Origin of the sequence: Clostridium sp., from assembly GCF_050717535.1 — a bacterium.
Classification (GTDB): Bacteria; Bacillota; Clostridia; order Clostridiales; family Clostridiaceae; genus Clostridium_AD.
Window position 1 is genome coordinate 1 of record NZ_JBOITM010000028.1, and the last position, 16,946, is coordinate 16,946.

The 16,946-nt window shown below is 29.0% G+C and carries 22 protein-coding genes; 21 read left to right on the top strand and 1 reads right to left on the bottom strand.

Going from position 1 to position 16,946, the window contains the following annotated elements:
• The first annotated feature begins 144 nt into the window (after window positions 1–144).
• Window positions 145–636, top strand: a complete 492-nt coding sequence (locus ACREVU_RS04800; protein ID WP_431550486.1) for a pyridoxamine 5'-phosphate oxidase family protein — start codon at window positions 145–147, stop codon at window positions 634–636.
• Window positions 637–718: 82 nt separating this feature from the next.
• On the opposite strand, the gene ACREVU_RS04805 is transcribed toward ACREVU_RS04800, so the two are convergent.
• Complete coding sequence (locus tag ACREVU_RS04805) at window positions 719–2,458, bottom strand: Rqc2 family fibronectin-binding protein (RefSeq protein WP_431550487.1); 1,740 nt, start codon at window positions 2,456–2,458, stop codon at window positions 719–721.
• 235 nt (window positions 2,459–2,693) lie between these two features.
• Between ACREVU_RS04805 and dapF the strand changes: the two genes are divergently transcribed.
• From dapF to ACREVU_RS04905, 20 genes are all read left to right on the top strand, one after another.
• Window positions 2,694–3,515, top strand: coding sequence for a diaminopimelate epimerase (gene dapF / locus ACREVU_RS04810; RefSeq protein ID WP_431550662.1), 822 nt, complete (start codon window positions 2,694–2,696; stop codon window positions 3,513–3,515).
• Window positions 3,516–3,712: 197 nt separating this feature from the next.
• On the top strand, window positions 3,713–5,392 hold the full coding sequence (locus ACREVU_RS04815; RefSeq protein ID WP_431550488.1) for a GspE/PulE family protein: 1,680 nt from the start codon (window positions 3,713–3,715) through the stop codon (window positions 5,390–5,392).
• A gap of 74 nt (window positions 5,393–5,466) precedes the next feature.
• Window positions 5,467–6,663 (top strand): type II secretion system F family protein, encoded by a 1,197-nt coding sequence (locus ACREVU_RS04820; protein ID WP_431550489.1) that lies wholly within the window; start codon window positions 5,467–5,469, stop codon window positions 6,661–6,663.
• A 42-nt stretch (window positions 6,664–6,705) separates the two neighbouring features.
• Complete coding sequence (locus ACREVU_RS04825) at window positions 6,706–7,149, top strand: type II secretion system protein (protein WP_431550490.1); 444 nt, start codon at window positions 6,706–6,708, stop codon at window positions 7,147–7,149.
• Window positions 7,130–7,579, top strand: a complete 450-nt coding sequence (locus ACREVU_RS04830) for a type IV pilus modification PilV family protein (RefSeq protein ID WP_431550491.1) — start codon at window positions 7,130–7,132, stop codon at window positions 7,577–7,579. The genes ACREVU_RS04825 and ACREVU_RS04830 overlap by 20 nt, the downstream gene beginning before the upstream one ends.
• The gene (locus ACREVU_RS04835; RefSeq protein ID WP_431550492.1) at window positions 7,573–8,031 is read left to right on the top strand and encodes a hypothetical protein; all 459 of its coding nucleotides are present in this window, start codon (window positions 7,573–7,575) and stop codon (window positions 8,029–8,031) included. Before ACREVU_RS04830 ends, ACREVU_RS04835 begins: the two co-directional genes overlap by 7 nt.
• Complete coding sequence (locus ACREVU_RS04840; protein WP_431550493.1) at window positions 8,021–8,443, top strand: hypothetical protein; 423 nt, start codon at window positions 8,021–8,023, stop codon at window positions 8,441–8,443. Before ACREVU_RS04835 ends, ACREVU_RS04840 begins: the two co-directional genes overlap by 11 nt.
• Window positions 8,444–8,516: 73 nt before the next feature.
• Window positions 8,517–9,338: a type IV pilus biogenesis protein PilM gene (locus ACREVU_RS04845; RefSeq protein WP_431550494.1), complete on the top strand. Its 822-nt coding sequence runs from the start codon at window positions 8,517–8,519 to the stop codon at window positions 9,336–9,338.
• Window positions 9,339–9,344: 6 nt separating this feature from the next.
• Complete coding sequence (locus ACREVU_RS04850; protein WP_431550495.1) at window positions 9,345–9,791, top strand: hypothetical protein; 447 nt, start codon at window positions 9,345–9,347, stop codon at window positions 9,789–9,791.
• A 2-nt stretch (window positions 9,792–9,793) separates the two neighbouring features.
• Window positions 9,794–10,198, top strand: coding sequence for a hypothetical protein (locus ACREVU_RS04855; RefSeq protein ID WP_431550496.1), 405 nt, complete (start codon window positions 9,794–9,796; stop codon window positions 10,196–10,198).
• A gap of 346 nt (window positions 10,199–10,544) precedes the next feature.
• Window positions 10,545–11,105, top strand: a complete 561-nt coding sequence (gene efp, locus ACREVU_RS04860; protein ID WP_216158549.1) for an elongation factor P — start codon at window positions 10,545–10,547, stop codon at window positions 11,103–11,105.
• Between the two features lie 175 nt (window positions 11,106–11,280).
• Window positions 11,281–12,201 (top strand): stage III sporulation protein AA, encoded by a 921-nt coding sequence (gene spoIIIAA, locus ACREVU_RS04865; RefSeq protein WP_431550497.1) that lies wholly within the window; start codon window positions 11,281–11,283, stop codon window positions 12,199–12,201.
• Window position 12,202: 1 nt separating this feature from the next.
• Entirely contained in the window at window positions 12,203–12,721 is a 519-nt protein-coding gene (gene spoIIIAB, locus ACREVU_RS04870) for a stage III sporulation protein SpoIIIAB (protein WP_431550498.1), read from the top strand.
• Window positions 12,722–12,737: 16 nt separating this feature from the next.
• The gene (gene spoIIIAC / locus ACREVU_RS04875; RefSeq protein WP_216158554.1) at window positions 12,738–12,935 is read left to right on the top strand and encodes a stage III sporulation protein AC; all 198 of its coding nucleotides are present in this window, start codon (window positions 12,738–12,740) and stop codon (window positions 12,933–12,935) included.
• 16 nt (window positions 12,936–12,951) lie between these two features.
• Window positions 12,952–13,335, top strand: a complete 384-nt coding sequence (gene spoIIIAD, locus ACREVU_RS04880) for a stage III sporulation protein AD (RefSeq protein ID WP_216158556.1) — start codon at window positions 12,952–12,954, stop codon at window positions 13,333–13,335.
• Window positions 13,336–13,344: 9 nt separating this feature from the next.
• Window positions 13,345–14,493, top strand: coding sequence for a stage III sporulation protein AE (gene spoIIIAE / locus ACREVU_RS04885; RefSeq protein WP_431550499.1), 1,149 nt, complete (start codon window positions 13,345–13,347; stop codon window positions 14,491–14,493).
• A gap of 53 nt (window positions 14,494–14,546) precedes the next feature.
• A complete protein-coding gene (spoIIIAF, locus tag ACREVU_RS04890; protein ID WP_431550500.1) occupies window positions 14,547–15,140 on the top strand; it encodes a stage III sporulation protein AF in 594 nt (197 codons plus the stop codon).
• Window positions 15,141–15,202: 62 nt separating this feature from the next.
• Complete coding sequence (gene spoIIIAG, locus ACREVU_RS04895; protein WP_431550501.1) at window positions 15,203–15,853, top strand: stage III sporulation protein AG; 651 nt, start codon at window positions 15,203–15,205, stop codon at window positions 15,851–15,853.
• Window positions 15,854–15,905: 52 nt separating this feature from the next.
• Complete coding sequence (locus ACREVU_RS04900; protein WP_431550502.1) at window positions 15,906–16,409, top strand: SpoIIIAH-like family protein; 504 nt, start codon at window positions 15,906–15,908, stop codon at window positions 16,407–16,409.
• Window positions 16,410–16,490: 81 nt separating this feature from the next.
• A complete protein-coding gene (locus ACREVU_RS04905) occupies window positions 16,491–16,880 on the top strand; it encodes an Asp23/Gls24 family envelope stress response protein (RefSeq protein ID WP_431550503.1) in 390 nt (129 codons plus the stop codon).
• Window positions 16,881–16,946 lie beyond the last annotated feature (66 nt).

The window sequence follows — 16,946 nt, forward strand, 5'->3', positions numbered from 1 at the left end:
CTGAACAAGATGTTTTTGAACAAATAAGAAAATGTTTTAGGTAAGATTATAGACTACATAGATTATATGTAGTCTATGTGTAAAACGAGTAAAATCAATCAGTGTACAAGTAGGTACACTAGATATAGAAAGGAGTGTGTAATTATGTTCAGAGAAATGAGAAGAAAAAAGCAATTATTGTCTAAAGAAGAAACAATTAAAATTCTACAGTCGTGCACATCTGGAGTTTTAGGTGTAACAGGCGATGATGATTATCCATATACCGTTCCAGTAAGTTATGCTTATAAAGATGGAAAACTTTTTTTCCATGGTGCAAAAGAAGGGCATAAGATTGACAGTATAAAAAGGAATGATAAGGTTACATTTTGTGTCATAGAAAAAGACGAAGTAATACAAAAAACTTTTACTACCCATTTTCGTAGTGTGTCTGTTTTTGGTAGAGCAAGGATTCTTAAAGAAGATGACGAGAGGAAATATGCCATTAAAAGTTTAGTTGAAAAGTATTCACCTGACTATATTGAAAAAGGACAGCGAGAAATTGAAAGTGAATGGAATAGGGTATGTTTATTTGAAGTCAAAATCGAACATATAACAGGTAAAGCGGCTATAGAAATCGTGAATAATAGGCAGAATTAGGTATGAAAAATAACGTATTAATTATATAATAATTAATACGTTATTTTACTTTTGAAACCCAAATTACTTGCCCTTGGATTTTTTATTCCACTCGTTCTAAGGTGCTTTCTGTAGGAGTTATATACATAGTTTTATTTGTTGAATAAATAACCATTCCAGGTTTTGCGCCGGAGGGTTTCTTTACGTTTTTAACCTCGGTGTAATCAACAGGTACATTAGAGGAGTTTTTGGATTTACTATAAAATGCTGATAAGTTTCCAGCTTCCAATAATGTGGTTTCAGGTATATCACCAAAGTTTTTAATTATAACATGAGAACCTGGGATTTCTTTTGTGTGAAGCCAAGTATCACTTTTATTTGCAAGTTTTAAAGTTAAAAAGTCATTTTGAATATTATTTCTACCAACATAAATATCAATGCCATCGCTTGAAACAAAATGCATAGGCTTTGTTGCTTTTGTTTTTTTATTTTTACCTTTGTTATGTTTTTTAAATGTTATATATTCAGTTTCTATTAACTCATTTTTAATATCTTCAATTGCACTATAATTTTCCACATTTATTATGTTAGTTAGTACAGAGTGAAGATATTTTAATTCATTTTCAGTAAGAACCATCTGAATTGTTGCCATTTCTTCTGCTATTTTAAATTTGTTATATTTTTTATAGTAGTATTGAACATTTTGTGAGGGAGTTTTATTTTCATCAAGTTTGATTTGAACGTATTCTCCATTTTCACTATAATAATTTACAACACTGGCAACCTTATCACCTTTTTTTAGTGAATATATATTTGCAGTTAAGAGTTCGCCATTTAACATATAGGAGCCTTTAGTTTCACATTCTTTTAAGGTTTCTTTAAGTATTTTTACCTTTTTATCACAACGGTTGATATTGTTATGAACTATCTTTTGAAGGTCTGCACTTTTAGAATTTAACCTATCATGGGTATCCTTTTGAACATAAAAATTTTCTATTAATTTAGAAGGTGAATCATACTGGGCGTATTCACAATTTTTTAAAGAAGTAAGTTTAATACAGTGAAAGTCTTCTAGTTTGCCTTTGATTGCATAGGAAGCTAAAAACATATTTTTATTTAAATTTTTAAATAGATTTTCTGTAAAATCATAAATAGGTTTAGCATGATCTAAATCAAAGTTATTATTTTCTGTAGAATACCTATATACCAGTTCTTTTGAAAGTTTAGCGCTTATTCCTGTGAAGGTGCCTGTAAAAAATTTTTCGCTAAATTGTATTTCTTTAGTGGTTATATACTCATAGAATTCTTCATAATTAAAGTTGAAAGGATCTAGCTTTGTAGAAACTGGTGGATATACATATTCTGCACCAGTAAATACAACACGGAAACTGTTGACGTCTGCTGAAACGTGTTTAATGCTATCCATAATTAAATTATCACGGTTGCGAACTAAACTAATATTACTATGTCTACCCATTATTTCAATTATTAACGAGTATACACTATCAAAGCCTAATTCATCGCTAGATTTAAAATCAATAATTAGTAATCTATCTGAATTTAGTTGTCTTACATCTAATACCGTGGCGGTATTTAAATATTTTCTTAAAACCATGCAAAATATAGGGGCTTTTATTGGGTTTTCTTTATTAAGCTCAGTAAAGTGAATTCTAGGATAATTAGAGCTTGAGTTTATTAATAACTTATGGACTTTTCTATTTTTTTTAAAGCTTAATATAATTTCATCCTTTTCTGGTTGTGTTACTTTATCAACTCTACAATCTATGATTACATCTTTTATTTCCTCAATGAGGCTGGATAAATAAATTCCATCTAATGCCATATATATCATCCTTCCTGTTATTTTAATACTATATATTTACATTTTTAAATAATGCATTATATAATATATTATTTAAATGATAAACTCACATCTAGCAAAATGCATAAAAACATTAAATGAATTTTTATGAATTAAGCATAATATGAGATATACTATAATTAACAGTATACCATTAAAGAAAATTATTGAAAAGTCATTGTAGAGCATCATAAGAAGGAGGAATAATTTGGAAACTATAAATTTTACAAAAATGCAGGGAACGGGAAATGATTTTATTGTTATTGAGGATTTTCAGTGTAACTATGCCAATTTAGAGGGACTTGCTATAAAACTTTGTGATAGGCATTTTGGCATAGGTGCAGATGGAATTTTAGTAGTTAGAAAGAGTAATATAGCGGATATTCAGATGGTAATTATTAATGCTGATGGCTCTTATGCATCTATGTGTGGAAATGGTATAAGATGTTTTGCTAAATATGTTTGGGAAAAAAAACATGTGCAAGGGGAAAATATAAAAATTGAAACTGGTGACGGTGTAAAGTTTGCAAATATTTGTGTTAAAGACGGAAGAGTAGAAAGTGTAACTATTAATATGGGAAAATATAATTTTAATCCAATTAGTATTCCCGCTTTAGCTGAGAGTGAAATAATTAATAGAAAAATAGAGGCTAATCATAAAGAATATTATATTACTTCAATGTTTATGGGTGTTCCCCATACTATTGTTTTTGGGAAACATGAGGATTATTGCATAGAGGAAGGAAAATTTATTGAACAGCATAGTCTATTTCCACAAAAGACGAATGTAAACTTTTGTGAAGTATTAGGGCAGAATATGATAAGGGTTAAAACTTGGGAAAGAGGCGCAGGGCCAACACTAGCCTGTGGAACTGGTAGCTGTGCCTCTGTGGTAGCGGCAAGTAGGCTTGGATATATAGATGGAAAAGTAACTGTGCAGGTTCCTGGTGGAATCCTTACCGTAGAGATTATTAAGGATGAAGTTTTAATGGAAGGACCAGCAGAAATAACCTTTGAAGGACATTTTTATCTGAATTAAATTATGAGCAACTTAAATATTTTTACATTTAAAAAAGTATATATTACGTGTAATGCATTAATCGTATTGCAATATGCGTAATATATACTTTTTTAGTTTTGTGAAAAATTTCTTTATAAATTATGAATAATATTTAAAAAACTGACAATGATTACAAGTGGATATCCTATAAATTAAAATTAGAAAAGGTAAATATTATGAAAAAAAATTTACTCCAATTACTACTAGATAAAAACTTAATTACAGAACAATGCTATAAGGACGTGAAGGCGAGTTCATTTAATAGCAATTTTAGCGAAGAGCAAATAATTCTGCGTGACATAAAAGTGGATTTGAATGGGCTTATTTCAATACTAGAGAATGATTTTAGTATACCCTATATGGATTTAGAATCTAACAATGGGAATAATGGAGCTTTTAAATTAATATCAAAGGAGATAGCCAGCAGATATAGCTTAATTCCTTTTTATTATGAAAATGATGAGTTATATGTGGCTTTTTCAAATCCCTTTGACATAAAAGTTATCGACGAGTTAAGATTTATAACCAATAAAAAAATTAAAGTATTTTTTGCTTTACTTAGTAATATATTAAAAGCTATTGAAAACTGCTATGGAAAACAAATTGTGGATGTGGCAGTTGAAGAGCTTAAAAAAGAATATATGCTAGAAGATAAAGAAAAAAATGAGGAGATGGAGGGCGAACTTTTTGCTGAAAATGCACCGGTTATAAGGATAACAAATTCCTTATTAAAGCAGGCGGTGAATTCAGGAGCTAGTGACATTCACTTAGAGCCTTTTAAATACTTTGCCATACTTAGAATGAGAGTAGATGGCATCCTAAATGAAATAAATCAGATTCCCAGTAGTGTATATAAATCTTTATGTACAAGAATTAAAATAATGGCAAATATAGATATAGCAACTAAACTAATACCTCAGGATGGGAAGATAACTGAAAACATAGATGGAACAGATTATGATTTTAGGGTATCCTCACTCCCAACAATGTATGGAGAAAAACTTGTTATAAGAGTTCTATACAAATTAGAGAAATTCATTAATCTAGACTCATTAGGCTTTAGCTTCGATAAAGTTCAGATTTTAAAGGATATATTAAAACTTTCTCATGGAATGATTGTTGTGGCAGGACCTACAGGAAGCGGTAAATCCACTACCTTATATGCACTTTTAAATGAAATCAATAGTAAAAGCAAAAATATCATTACTATAGAAGATCCAATAGAATATAATATGCCTAGAATTAATCAGGTAAATGTGAATATTAAAGCAGGGCTTACTTTTTCTACGGGCCTAAGAAGCATTTTGAGGCAAGACCCAGATGTAATAATGCTTGGAGAGATAAGGGATGAGGAGACTGCACAAATTGCTGTAAGAGCTTCAATAACAGGACATTTAGTTTTATCAACACTTCATACAAATGATGCAGTAACATCCATATCTAGGTTAATAGATATGGGTATTCCATCATATTTGGTTGCAGATTCATTAGTTGTAGTATTAGCCCAAAGATTAATAAGAAAATTATGTTGCCATTGCAAAATTGAACATGAGATTACTCATGACGAATTTCAGCATTTAGGTTTTAAAACAGGCGACAAAATATATAGTGCAGTAGGATGTAATAAATGTAATAAAACTGGATATAAAGGGAGAACTGTGGTATATGAATTACTAAAATTAGATAGTGTTCATAAATCTATTATAGCAAGAAGCGGCATAAGTGATGAGTTATGGAAATATTGTAATGAAAATAAATCAAGTTCTTTTATGGAGAGTTGTAGAGATTCCGTGCTTAGCGGTGTAACTTCAATAGAAGAATTTGTGAATGCTACTTACAGCTATAATTTTAAATAGGTTATCTTGTGGAGGTATAATAGCATAATGACTAGTTATTTCCGCAAGATGAATAATGATAGGTGAAATATAAAATGAAATATAAATACATTGCTAAAACCTCAAATGGAATAATAATAAAGGGTAGCGCTGAAAGTGATAGTATAGAAGAATTAGCATTGGGATTACGGGCGCAAGAAATATTTTTAATAAAGGGTAGGAGTATAAAAAAAATAAGTGAAATTTCTACTAGACCTAACTTGAAAATTATATCAATGTTTTGCAAGCAATTTTCAATATGTCTTAAATCAGGCATACCTATATGTGATATTCTTAATTTGCTTTATGAGCAAATGTTACATAAAGCTATAAAAAATAGTCTTATTAGCATTAGAGAAAATGTACAAAAGGGGAATTCACTATATGCAAGTATGAAAAACACTCGAAATATATATCCTGAGTTTCTAATAAACATGATTTATTTAGGGGAAGAGAGTGGTAAGTTAGATACAATACTGGAGGAATTGTCTAGATATTATGAAAAAGAGCATAAGCTCACAAAAAAATTCGTTAATTCAATGATTTATCCCTGTACAGTATTTCTAACATTAACTATTGTATCATTATTTTTGTTTATAAAGGTAATACCTATATTCATTAAAAACTTAAATTCTCTTAATGCAGATATTCCTTTAATAACTAGAATTGTTTTAGGAACTAGTAATTTTTTAGGACAAAATTTCTTGTGGATTTTAATAATTAATTTAATTGTAGCTTTTATTTTTATGGAATATTTTAAAACGGAAAATGGGAAGTTGGCTTTTGATAAATTCAAATTTAGGTGTCCGATATTAGGACCTGTTTATAAACACCTTATTTACACAAGATTTACTAGAGGACTTAATATATTATTGTGTAGCGGGGTGGGACTGCTTAGAGCCTTTGAAATAATCTATGATGTTATTGGTAATAGATATTTTAAGTTAAAACTTAAAACCGTTTTTAATGATATAAAAAAAGGAAGAGATCTAGCAGATTGTTTAAATGCAATGAACCTATTTCCACAATTCTTTGTGGCTATGGTAAGAATAGGTGAGGAAACCGGTAATTTGGATGAAATGTTTTTGACCGCTGCAGATATCTTTTATGAAGAAGCAGAGGAAAAGGTAGAGAAAGGCACTGCACTACTAGAACCAATCCTAATAATATTTTTAGGTATTATGATTGGTACAATAATACTGGCGGTTATGCTTCCTATGCTAAGTGTCATGGACTCTGCTGGAAAAATTTAAATGAATTTATTTAGTATTTAGACAAATTAGAAAGGTGAATTTATGCGTAGAGGATTTACATTGATAGAGATGGTAGTAGTTTTAGCTATTATAAGCATAATTGGGGGAGTCAGCATAGTTTCTTTAGAATATTATAAAACAATAAAAAACAAGATAGATGCAGATTATTATTGTAATGCTACAGTAGGTTTTATTAATAATTCGAAAATGTATTGTAGAGAAAATTCTTGTAGTGCAATTGTGACTTTTGATAGAGGAAAAAATGAAATTAAGTTGGAAAAGGGAACTAGCACGGTAAATAAACTAATATTTTCAAATAAAATAACATTGTATGAAGTGATAGGAAGGCGAAATAATAGTGACATTATCTTTGATAAGGACGGGTTTACTAATGATGCATGCACAGTTGTTTTAATAGACAATAATTTAGTAAAACATATAATTACAATGAGAGTAGGTACGGAATATGTCAAACTTATCAAGTAAAAGAGGATTTACCTTAGTAGAGGTGTTGGTTAGTCTAGGTGTATTTTCTATAACTTTTATTTGTATGATGTCTTTTAACGTGACTTCTATGAATATTAAAAAAGACACTAAAAGTATAAATAATAATGTATCCATAATGGAGACTTTAAAAAATAATATAATATACACTATGACATTTGCAGAACTTGAAGAGGTACTTATGGATAATAGAACTTTTATAAATAGTGAAAATATGACAGTTAACAAAATTCAAAACAATTTAATGGATACCTTTTCGAAAGCATCATCTGTGGGGAGACCCTATATTAAATTGAGTTATTTAAAATATGAATCTAAGGTATACACGTTAAGACTTTCTCTATATGCTGGTGGACCAAATGATATTGTACAATTGCAATGTGATTTCTATAAAGGATATCATGAATGGTGAAAAAGGGAGTTACACTTATAGAAATAGTAGTGGCAATGAGCTTAGTATTCTTAATGCTGGGAGTAGTTGATAGTATGCTTATCTCGTACTTGAAAAACTACAAAAATAATGTAATAGAAAACAAGGGGTTTAATTATTTAAATGAGGCAATATCAATAATTGAAAAGGAAATTAATGAGGATTCAAAGGACATAAAAACTGAGGGTAATATCATTAAAATAAGTTACAGTGATGGAAGAACCACAAACCACATAAAACGTATCAATAGCAATCTTTATCTGCTGTATGGAACAATCTATAGTGTACCCTCGGACAGTTCCTATAAGAGCTTAATTATAGATGATGTGAAAGATTTTGTGGCTATAAAACATGGGAAAACTCTTTACATTAAAGTAAGTTGGTATAATGGTCAAACAATTGAGAGGTGTTTAGCAATAGAAAATGCAAACTAAAAAGGGATTTATATTGGTTTATACGATTTTAGTAGGGATTATCTGTTTAATTATAATGATGTATATTTTTGATATTCAAATGGCAGAGGTGAAATACTCTACAAGTAATAAAAAATACATATTAAAAGATAATGAATACCAAAAGGATAAAGAATATCTAATGACTTTATTTTTCACTTATATTAATGAAAATAATGAAGGCATAAAAAAGGTAGGAACAATAGATTTTTTTTGCAATATCAAGAGTAGCATAGTAAAGTATGGAGCATCAAAGGTGAGTTACACTAATAAAACCAATGAATTAATTTTTACAATACCTTACGAATACACAATAAATAGAAATGATTATTATAAATTAGTAGCAAATGGTGAGAGTTTTAAGCTGGTGTTTATAAAAACAGAGTATTACTAGGTTTCATCAATGTGGCAAGTAGCAAGTTTGGAAGAAATTTATTGAAATTAATAGGGGAAAAGAGGATGAAAAGATGAAGATTAGAAGGAATATGTTTCTAGAAGTCTCCAACAATAAAATTTTAATAGCTGGATTTTCTAAAAATATTATATTGAATAAAGCATTCAATATTGCATTCCAAAATTCATATATAAAGGATATTGCAAATATAAAAGATTTTCAATTACATATAAAAAACAAGAACTTATACGTGCTCGTTGAAGGGGAAACAGTATATATTAAAATGATGACCTTGCCAACAGTTAAAAAACATCAAATTAACGATATGATTAAAAATGAATTAAGATATTATTATAAAGACATAGATCATATTGCGTTTACCTATAAGCTTAAAAGTAAAGACAAATTTAATATGGAAATATTAGTTTTTTGCCTTCAGGGAAATAGTTTAGATATTTTGAAAAATTGCATTGATAATAACATTAATCTAAAAAAAATAAACTTAATTCAATTTTGTTTTAAAAACTATTATTCAGATAAAATCCATGAAAGTGACTATATATTGGTTTTTTATTATGATTGTAATTTATATTCTTTAATTTGTTGTGATAATGAAATTGTGGCTAATAATATAATAAGTGTTAATGAGTTAGCTATAATAAAGTTTTCATATGTAATGAACGAATTTCTAGAACAGTACAATGATTATGCGCTGCGGTGTAAAAAAATATATTATGCAAATATAAAAGAATTAAATGTTAAAGAGTTAGATAGTATTGCATTAGATAATGAAGCAATAGGTATTGAAGAACTTACTTATTTAAAATTACCAAAGGTTATATTAGATAATTTAAAGCAAGAAGAATTAGTAAAATATATGATAAAAAAAGGATAAAATGCTATGAAAAAGAAAACCTTCATTCCAAGTTGGTACGAAGATAAAAAAAATGAAATAATATATAAAAGAACTAAAACTTGCATTATGATAATTATAATAGCAAACATAATTTTGTTTGGTTTTATTCTTAATATATCCCATAGAGCAGATAGTATACAGGTGTATAATGCTAGTAAAAATAATAATATTGGTGTTTTGAGTACTGATATTGTGGATATAGTCACTATTGAAAAATATAAAGAATTGAGTAGCTTTTTAGAGGTGAATAATCTGAATTTCAAAAATATTAATATAAGCAAAAAAAGTCTGGAAATAGACATGGAAGTTAAAAGTTATGATGAATATATCATTGCAATAAGATGCATAGAAAATCACTATTCTATAAAGGAACTAACTCCAAGTAATAAAAATGGCGAAAAGTACAACTTCAAAATTATAATAGAGGTATAAAAATGTATAAAACCAGGCAACTTAAAATAATATTAGCTTTTTTACTCATGATAATGATGATTTTATCTTTCAAGCTTATTTCTGTGAAGGATAAATTTTTTCTAAATAAAAACCAAAATTATCATAGTATTAAAGTAGATGGTAATATTAAAAATATAGAAAAATATGGATATAGTGATATTTTAGAAATTTTAAGAAAAAACATGAATTTTGATGTGAAATCTATAAACATGCTAGAACATGAGAAATGCAATGTTCAAGTAGATTACATAGGTGATATAAAATTGCTATATGATTCCCTTAATTCATTAAAAGAAAACAAAAATTTTTCAGGAATAAATAGTATTAACATTAACAAGGATGTAAATACTATAAATATAAGTATTGATTTTAAAAAAAACAAGTAAATTAACTATTTTTTTATGAAGATATATGGATTTTAAGTCTTAGAAAAATATAAATAAAAATATTATTCAAATAATGCATAATTATATTTGCAAATGTCATTGAGTTTTGATAAAATAACATTGTTACTCTGTAATGTTTGCATTTACTTGCATATATTGTGGCAACAAGTGCTATAATTAAGATAAATGTAATTGATACAGTAGCGCTAGCGAACTTAAAAAATTAATTCTAAATATATAATTAGGCGGATACAATACAACTGCAGAAATAGGTATTGATTTACCTAATAAGGTTACAATATAAATGGGTTAATTGAATTATGAATGAATTTTGGAGGGATACTTAATGATATCAGCAGGAGACATAAGAAAAGGTACTACGTTTGATGAAGGTGGACAAGTTTATACAGTAATAGAGTTTTTACATGTAAAACCTGGTAAGGGAGCTGCTTTTGTTAGAACTAAATTAAGAAATGTTATAAATCAAGGGGTTACAGAAAAGACATTTAACCCAACTACAAAATTGCAAGAAGCAGTTATAGAAAGAAAAGAAATGCAGTATTTATATTCAGCTGAAGGATTATACTACTTCATGGATCAAGAAACATTTGAACAAATACCACTTAACTACGAAAAAGTTGAAGATGCTATAAAATATTTAAAAGAAAATATGTTTGCTATAATAAAATTCTATAAGGATGAGGCTTTTTCAGTAGAAGCTCCAAATTTTGTAGAACTAGTTATAACTGCTACTGAACCTGGTGTTCGTGGCAATACATCATCAAGTGTAACAAAACCAGCCACTGTAGAAACAGGAGCAATAATACAAGTTCCAATGTTCGTTAATGAAGGTGAAACTATAAGAATAGATACTAGAAATGGCGATTATATGGAAAGAGTAAGCTAAAAATAAGTAAGTTATATAAAAAAAAGAACCAATTTGGTTCTTTTTTTTTATTCTTTTTTTGGTTGTTACCACATATATTATTTAAAGTGAATTCCATTTAACTAAAAAAATTAGATTTATATGGAATATTTCACTAGGTTTCAAAATAGAAATGATATATGAGAGGGTGAGAAAAATGTTAGTTACAAAAGATTTATTTGAAATATTACCAAAAAATATTAGGACTAAATTGGAACAAGTTGACAATATATACGAACTTGAAGAACTTAGAATAAAAGTAAACAAGCCTCTATTTATTCACATTGGTAGTAAAGAAGAAATATGGGATTATATCGCAACTACCGAGGATATAAAATATATAATGCAGAGAATAAGTAATTATTCAATATATGCCTTTGAAGATGAAATAAGACAGGGATATATTACTATAAAAGGTGGACATAGAGTTGGACTATGCGGAATATGTGTTATTGAAAATAATAGCATAAAAACTATCAAGGATATTTCATCTATAAATATAAGAGCATGTAAAGAAATTATAGGTTGTGCTGATAAGGTAATGCCTTATATTATGTGCAATAATTCAGTACACAATACAATTATTATATCGCCACCTAAATGCGGAAAAACAACACTACTTAGAGATATTACCCGGCAATTATCTCAGGGGGATAAAAATAAAAATTTCCATGGCAAAAATGTTTCCATAATTGATGAGAGGTCAGAAATAGCAGGTTCTTTTAAAGGAATACCACAAATGGACGTCGGAATACGTACAGATGTACTAGATAATTGTCCTAAGAGTGAAGGAATTATGATGGCAATTAGGAGCATGTCACCTGAGGTAATAGTTTGTGATGAGATTGGCACTCAAAAGGATATGGAAAGCATTTTAATGGCATTAAATTCTGGGATTAGTTTAATTACAACTATTCATGGTTTTGGAATTGAAGATTTGTATAAAAGATTAGTGTTTAAAGATATTGTGGAAAATTACGTATTTTCAAGAGCCATAGTGCTTAGTAATAAAAGTGGAATTGGAACAATAGAATGTATTTATGATTTTACTGTGGGTAAAGATTTGTGGAGGTCATAATATGATTAAAATAATAGGATGCGTGGTGATATTAGGTGCTTCAACATTGATTGGAATTGTATACAGTCAGCGGCTTAAATATAGAGTTTTTCAGTTAACTGAAGTTCAAAGAGCAGTATATCAACTTCAAAATGAAATAACTTATGTACATACCCTTTTGCCAGATGCTTTTAAAAGCATAGCGCATAAAAGTAAAGAGCCTATAAAAGAACTTTTTAATAAAACTAGTGAATTATTATCTGACAATGATTATGAGAATGTTTATGAGGCAGTAAATAGTGCAATGGATACAGTGAAAAGTAGATTATATCTAAATTCTGATGATATAAATGTTATTTTGGATTTATCTAAAACTTTGGGAGAGTCAGATATTGAAGGGCAAAATAGTATATTTGAACTTACCATAGGAAATTTAAAAAAACAAATTAAAATATCAGAAGATTTTATGAATAAGAATTCAAAAATGTATAGATATTTAGGTTTTTCGTTTGGAGCAATGTTGGCATTAGCATTAATATAGGGAGGAGGTTTTTAAAGTGTTAGATGTTAGTTTGCTGTTCAAAATAGGGGCAACAGGTATTCTGATTATTATTATTGATAAGATTTTAAAAAGTGGAGGAAAGGATGACATTGCTGTGGTTGCAAATTTAGCTGGAGTAATATTAATTCTTATGATGGTTATAAACCTAGTTAGCAAACTATTTACTTCTGTAAAAACTTTGTTTCAGTTTTAAAACAGGGGGTGGCATTATGGAAATAATTAAAATTGTGGCCTTTGCTTTTATGGCACTATTTATCGTGCTTATATTTAAAGGCAGAAGAGATGATTTAGCTATTCAAGTTAGTATTGCAGCAGGAATATTGATTTTTTTATTTATGATAAACAAACTTACTATAATAATGAGTTTTTTGCAAACACTAGCAAACAGAGCAAATATTGATGTTGTGTATTTAAACACAGTTTTTAAAATACTTGGCATTGCCTATTTGGCTTCCTTTTGTAGTGAGATTTGCAGGGATGCTGGTGAGAATAGTATTGCAGCTAAAGTTGAATTTGCAGGGAAAATATTAATACTAGTTTTGGCAATACCAATCCTTATGGCAGTGATGCAATCTATTTTAAAAATAATGTAGAGGTATAATATGAAAAAAATAATATTAATTTTATTGATTTTAATATGTTTACCAATTGGTGTACAGGCTACCCAAGTAAGTGAAATAGGAACAAAAGAACAAATGGAAATAAATAATTTGTATGATTATATTACTAATATAAAGACTAAATATGAAATATTTAACGATATGCAGCCCAAAGCCTTTGTTCAGGAATTTATGAAAACTGGTGAAAATGGTTTTACTTTTAAGAAAATGTCTACGTATCTTATTGCCTTCACTTTTAAAGAAGTTATTGCATCTATGGAGTTAATTGGAAGTCTCATGATTATTGCTATTGTTTGTGCATTGCTCCATAATCTTCAAAGTGCATTTAGTAAAGAGAGCTTGTCGAGTATTGCATACTTTGCTTGTTATGGTGTAATGATTATTTTGATAACTAAAAGTTTTTATGTAGGTGTAGAGCTAGCTAGAAACACTATCCTTAATATGACAGATTTTATGGCAGCACTTATTCCAGTTCTTATGATGCTGCTGGCCAGTGTGGGAGGGTTCGCAGAAGCCACACTGCTGGACCCTGTAATAATGGGTTTTGCCACTATAAGTTCTAGAATTTATATAGATATTCTCATTCCTATAATATTTATGAGCTTCGTACTACAATTTGTTAATAATATATCTAGTGATTATAAAATAGAAAATTTAACAAAACTTTTAAAACAAATTGCTATTTGGGTTCAGGGGATAGTTATGACGGTATTTATTGCAGTAATTACAGTAAGGAGCATAGCTGCAAAAACTATAGATCAAGTTACTATAAAAACAGCAAAATTTGCAGTAGATACCTTTGTACCTGTAGTTGGGAAAGCACTGTCTGATGCAATTTCAACGGTAGCAGGATACTCACTGCTTCTAAAGAATGCCATAAGTGGGCTAGGCCTTATTATTCTTATAGTAATAGTACTATTTCCTATTATAAAACTGTTAATTATGGCTTTCATGTATAAATTGGCAGCTGCACTAATTGAACCTATAAGTGACCGTCGCACTGTAGATTGCATAAATTCAGTAGGGGATTCTATTATTCTCTTAATGTCTTGTGTAATATCCGTAAGTATAATGTTTTTCATAATGGTTGCAATAGTAGCTTCCACTGGGAAAAGTATAATGATGGGCTAAAGTGACGGTTAATAGTCCATGCCATATGGAAAATCAAAAAAGGGGGTGATAATTTGATAGATGTATTGAAGGTCTGGATAACCAACATTACTGTTGCTATATTTTTTATTACTGCGGTAGAAATGATTTTGCCAGATAATAACATGAAAAAATATGCAAAGTTTGTATTAGGATTGATGCTAATTGTAGTAATAATAAACCCAATAATAAAGATTTTTAATAAGGACTTTGATTTATACTCTTATACAAATAAGGCAACAAGTTATATGGAGTCAAGTAACTCAGTAACAGATGTTAAAAAGTATAAGGATATTAACATACTAAATACTACAGAGAATTTTAAAAAAAATTTAGAAGATCAATGTATTATAAATTTGCAAGAGGCTTATCCAGAAAATCAGTACAATGCTGACATAGGAATAAATTATGATGAAAAAAATAAAGTATTTAATATTAATAGGGTTGAAATTGAAATTTTAGACAAAGGGGTTAAAAGTATTAAAAAAATAGAAATTAATACTAAGAGTGTGAATGCAACTAAAGAAAATATTTTGGGTGGAGAAGATGGGGAAAAAATAAAGAGGCTTTTAAGTAGCAAATTTAAAATATCTAGTAAAATCATAACTGTTTATAAAGTGAGTTCTTAAAACCTATGACTATTAATTAGTGTAGCAATAGGATTAAAAATAATGAATGAAGGAGGAGCGCTATGAATAATGATAATTTACTTAGTAAAATTACTGAGTTTATTAAAACAAAATTAAATAGTGGTGATGACAAAAAGAGCAATACTAATAGTAAAAAATCTGACAAACTATTAGGGAATTTGGTACTTCTGATTTTAGTTGCAGTTGTAATAGTTTTAGCCAGTAGCTTTTTCAAAACACCAAAGACGGTTGCAACGGTGGCAGACGAAACGCAAAATGATAAACTTGCAGTGGAAAATAACATTACTGGATTAACTGATTATGAATCACAATTAGAAAACAAGCTTAAATCAACACTTGAAAAAATTTCGGGAGTTGGAAAAGTACAATTGATGATATATTTTGAGAGTGGTGAAGAAAGTGTTCCTGCAGTGAATATCAATGATTCTGAAAGTCTTACAGTAGAAAATGATACTGGAGGAGGGAAAAGGAATATCACTCAAAAAAATGACGGAAGAACTGTGGTTATGTCCAATAATGGAAGTGCAAATGAGCCACTAATTGTAAAAACAGTCAAGCCCACTATTACTGGAGTGTGTGTTGTGGCGGAGGGATCAGTGGAAAAGGTTACTGAACTTAGGATTAGACAGGCAGTAATTAATTTATTTAATTTGCCTGAAAACAAAGTTAATGTATATCCTATGAATAATTAGCATATAATTTCTTAGATAGAATTTCTTAGAAAAGTTGATGGGGGGAAATATTATGAATAAAAAACAATCTGGTATAATTGTTACGTTGGTGGTACTTATAGTGTTTGCAGGCTATCTTGCAACAAAAGTAAATGGACCATTATATGTAAATGACATTGGTTTTGGTAAAGACGAGAGTGCAATATCTTTAAAACAAAGCAAAAGTTCTTCAACCTATTTTACGGAAGCAATATTAATAAGAAATCAACAAAATAACAGTACTCTTCAAACAATTAAGGAAATAATTGATGATAAAAATACTTCAGAGCAGCAAAAGGATGCTGCAAATTCTCAATACCTAAGCATAGCAGTGGCTAACCAAAATGAATCAGACATTGAACTTGCTATAAAAGCCCAAGGATTTGAAGAAGCATTGTGCAGTATAGCAGATGACAAGGTAGATGTATTAGTTAAAACTGCAAAAAAAGAACTTTCAAAAGAAGAACTTCGTGCAATTCAAGATGTTGTTATGAGTAAAACAAAATTAGAAAACATTGTAGTTAGCATTAAAGAATAATAATTGTAAATCAAATATTTATCTGCTATAATAAATATAGCATTAACATGTTTTACCTAAGCTAAACAAGGGGGTACTAATATGGAAGATAAAATTTTAAATGAAACAGATATGGGTATTGTTAAGATATCTGAGGATGTAGTTAGTGTCATAGCTGGACTCGCTGTTGCTGAAATACAGGGAATCGTTGGAATGAGCGCTAGTCTAGTTGGTGGAATAACTCAAATATTAAGTGGAAAGAAAAATTTATCTAAAGGCGTTAAAGTCAATGTAGGGGAAAATAGTGCAGTAATTGATTTACACGTTGTAGTTGAATATGGTGTTAAAATTCCAGAAGTTACAGAAAAAGCGCAAATTAATGTAAAAAAATCTGTAGAGCTTATGACGGGACTTGCAGTATCGGCAGTAAATGTGTATGTACAAAATGTTGTACTACCTAAAACAGAAGAGGTAGAGGAAATAGAAGCATAGGAGTAAACACCCTCTCTAATCAGAGGGTGTTTCCACGTTAAAGATATGTGCATAATTTAGGATGGA

Excerpts from the sequence above, each read along its gene's own strand:
- ACREVU_RS04800 (WP_431550486.1), top strand. The coding sequence starts at position 145 with ATGTTCAGAGAAATGAGAAGAAAAAAGCAATTATTGTCTAAAGAAGAA.
- ACREVU_RS04805 (WP_431550487.1), bottom strand. The coding sequence starts at position 2,458 with ATGGCATTAGATGGAATTTATTTATCCAGCCTCATTGAGGAAATAAAA.
- ACREVU_RS04815 (WP_431550488.1), top strand. The coding sequence starts at position 3,713 with ATGAAAAAAAATTTACTCCAATTACTACTAGATAAAAACTTAATTACA.
- ACREVU_RS04820 (WP_431550489.1), top strand. The coding sequence starts at position 5,467 with ATGAAATATAAATACATTGCTAAAACCTCAAATGGAATAATAATAAAG.
- ACREVU_RS04825 (WP_431550490.1), top strand. The coding sequence starts at position 6,706 with ATGCGTAGAGGATTTACATTGATAGAGATGGTAGTAGTTTTAGCTATT.
- ACREVU_RS04830 (WP_431550491.1), top strand. The coding sequence starts at position 7,130 with ATGTCAAACTTATCAAGTAAAAGAGGATTTACCTTAGTAGAGGTGTTG.
- ACREVU_RS04835 (WP_431550492.1), top strand. The coding sequence starts at position 7,573 with ATGGTGAAAAAGGGAGTTACACTTATAGAAATAGTAGTGGCAATGAGC.
- ACREVU_RS04840 (WP_431550493.1), top strand. The coding sequence starts at position 8,021 with ATGCAAACTAAAAAGGGATTTATATTGGTTTATACGATTTTAGTAGGG.
- ACREVU_RS04845 (WP_431550494.1), top strand. The coding sequence starts at position 8,517 with ATGAAGATTAGAAGGAATATGTTTCTAGAAGTCTCCAACAATAAAATT.
- ACREVU_RS04850 (WP_431550495.1), top strand. The coding sequence starts at position 9,345 with ATGAAAAAGAAAACCTTCATTCCAAGTTGGTACGAAGATAAAAAAAAT.
- ACREVU_RS04855 (WP_431550496.1), top strand. The coding sequence starts at position 9,794 with ATGTATAAAACCAGGCAACTTAAAATAATATTAGCTTTTTTACTCATG.
- efp (WP_216158549.1), top strand. The coding sequence starts at position 10,545 with ATGATATCAGCAGGAGACATAAGAAAAGGTACTACGTTTGATGAAGGT.
- spoIIIAA (WP_431550497.1), top strand. The coding sequence starts at position 11,281 with ATGTTAGTTACAAAAGATTTATTTGAAATATTACCAAAAAATATTAGG.
- spoIIIAB (WP_431550498.1), top strand. The coding sequence starts at position 12,203 with ATGATTAAAATAATAGGATGCGTGGTGATATTAGGTGCTTCAACATTG.
- spoIIIAD (WP_216158556.1), top strand. The coding sequence starts at position 12,952 with ATGGAAATAATTAAAATTGTGGCCTTTGCTTTTATGGCACTATTTATC.
- spoIIIAE (WP_431550499.1), top strand. The coding sequence starts at position 13,345 with ATGAAAAAAATAATATTAATTTTATTGATTTTAATATGTTTACCAATT.
- spoIIIAG (WP_431550501.1), top strand. The coding sequence starts at position 15,203 with ATGAATAATGATAATTTACTTAGTAAAATTACTGAGTTTATTAAAACA.
- ACREVU_RS04900 (WP_431550502.1), top strand. The coding sequence starts at position 15,906 with ATGAATAAAAAACAATCTGGTATAATTGTTACGTTGGTGGTACTTATA.
- ACREVU_RS04905 (WP_431550503.1), top strand. The coding sequence starts at position 16,491 with ATGGAAGATAAAATTTTAAATGAAACAGATATGGGTATTGTTAAGATA.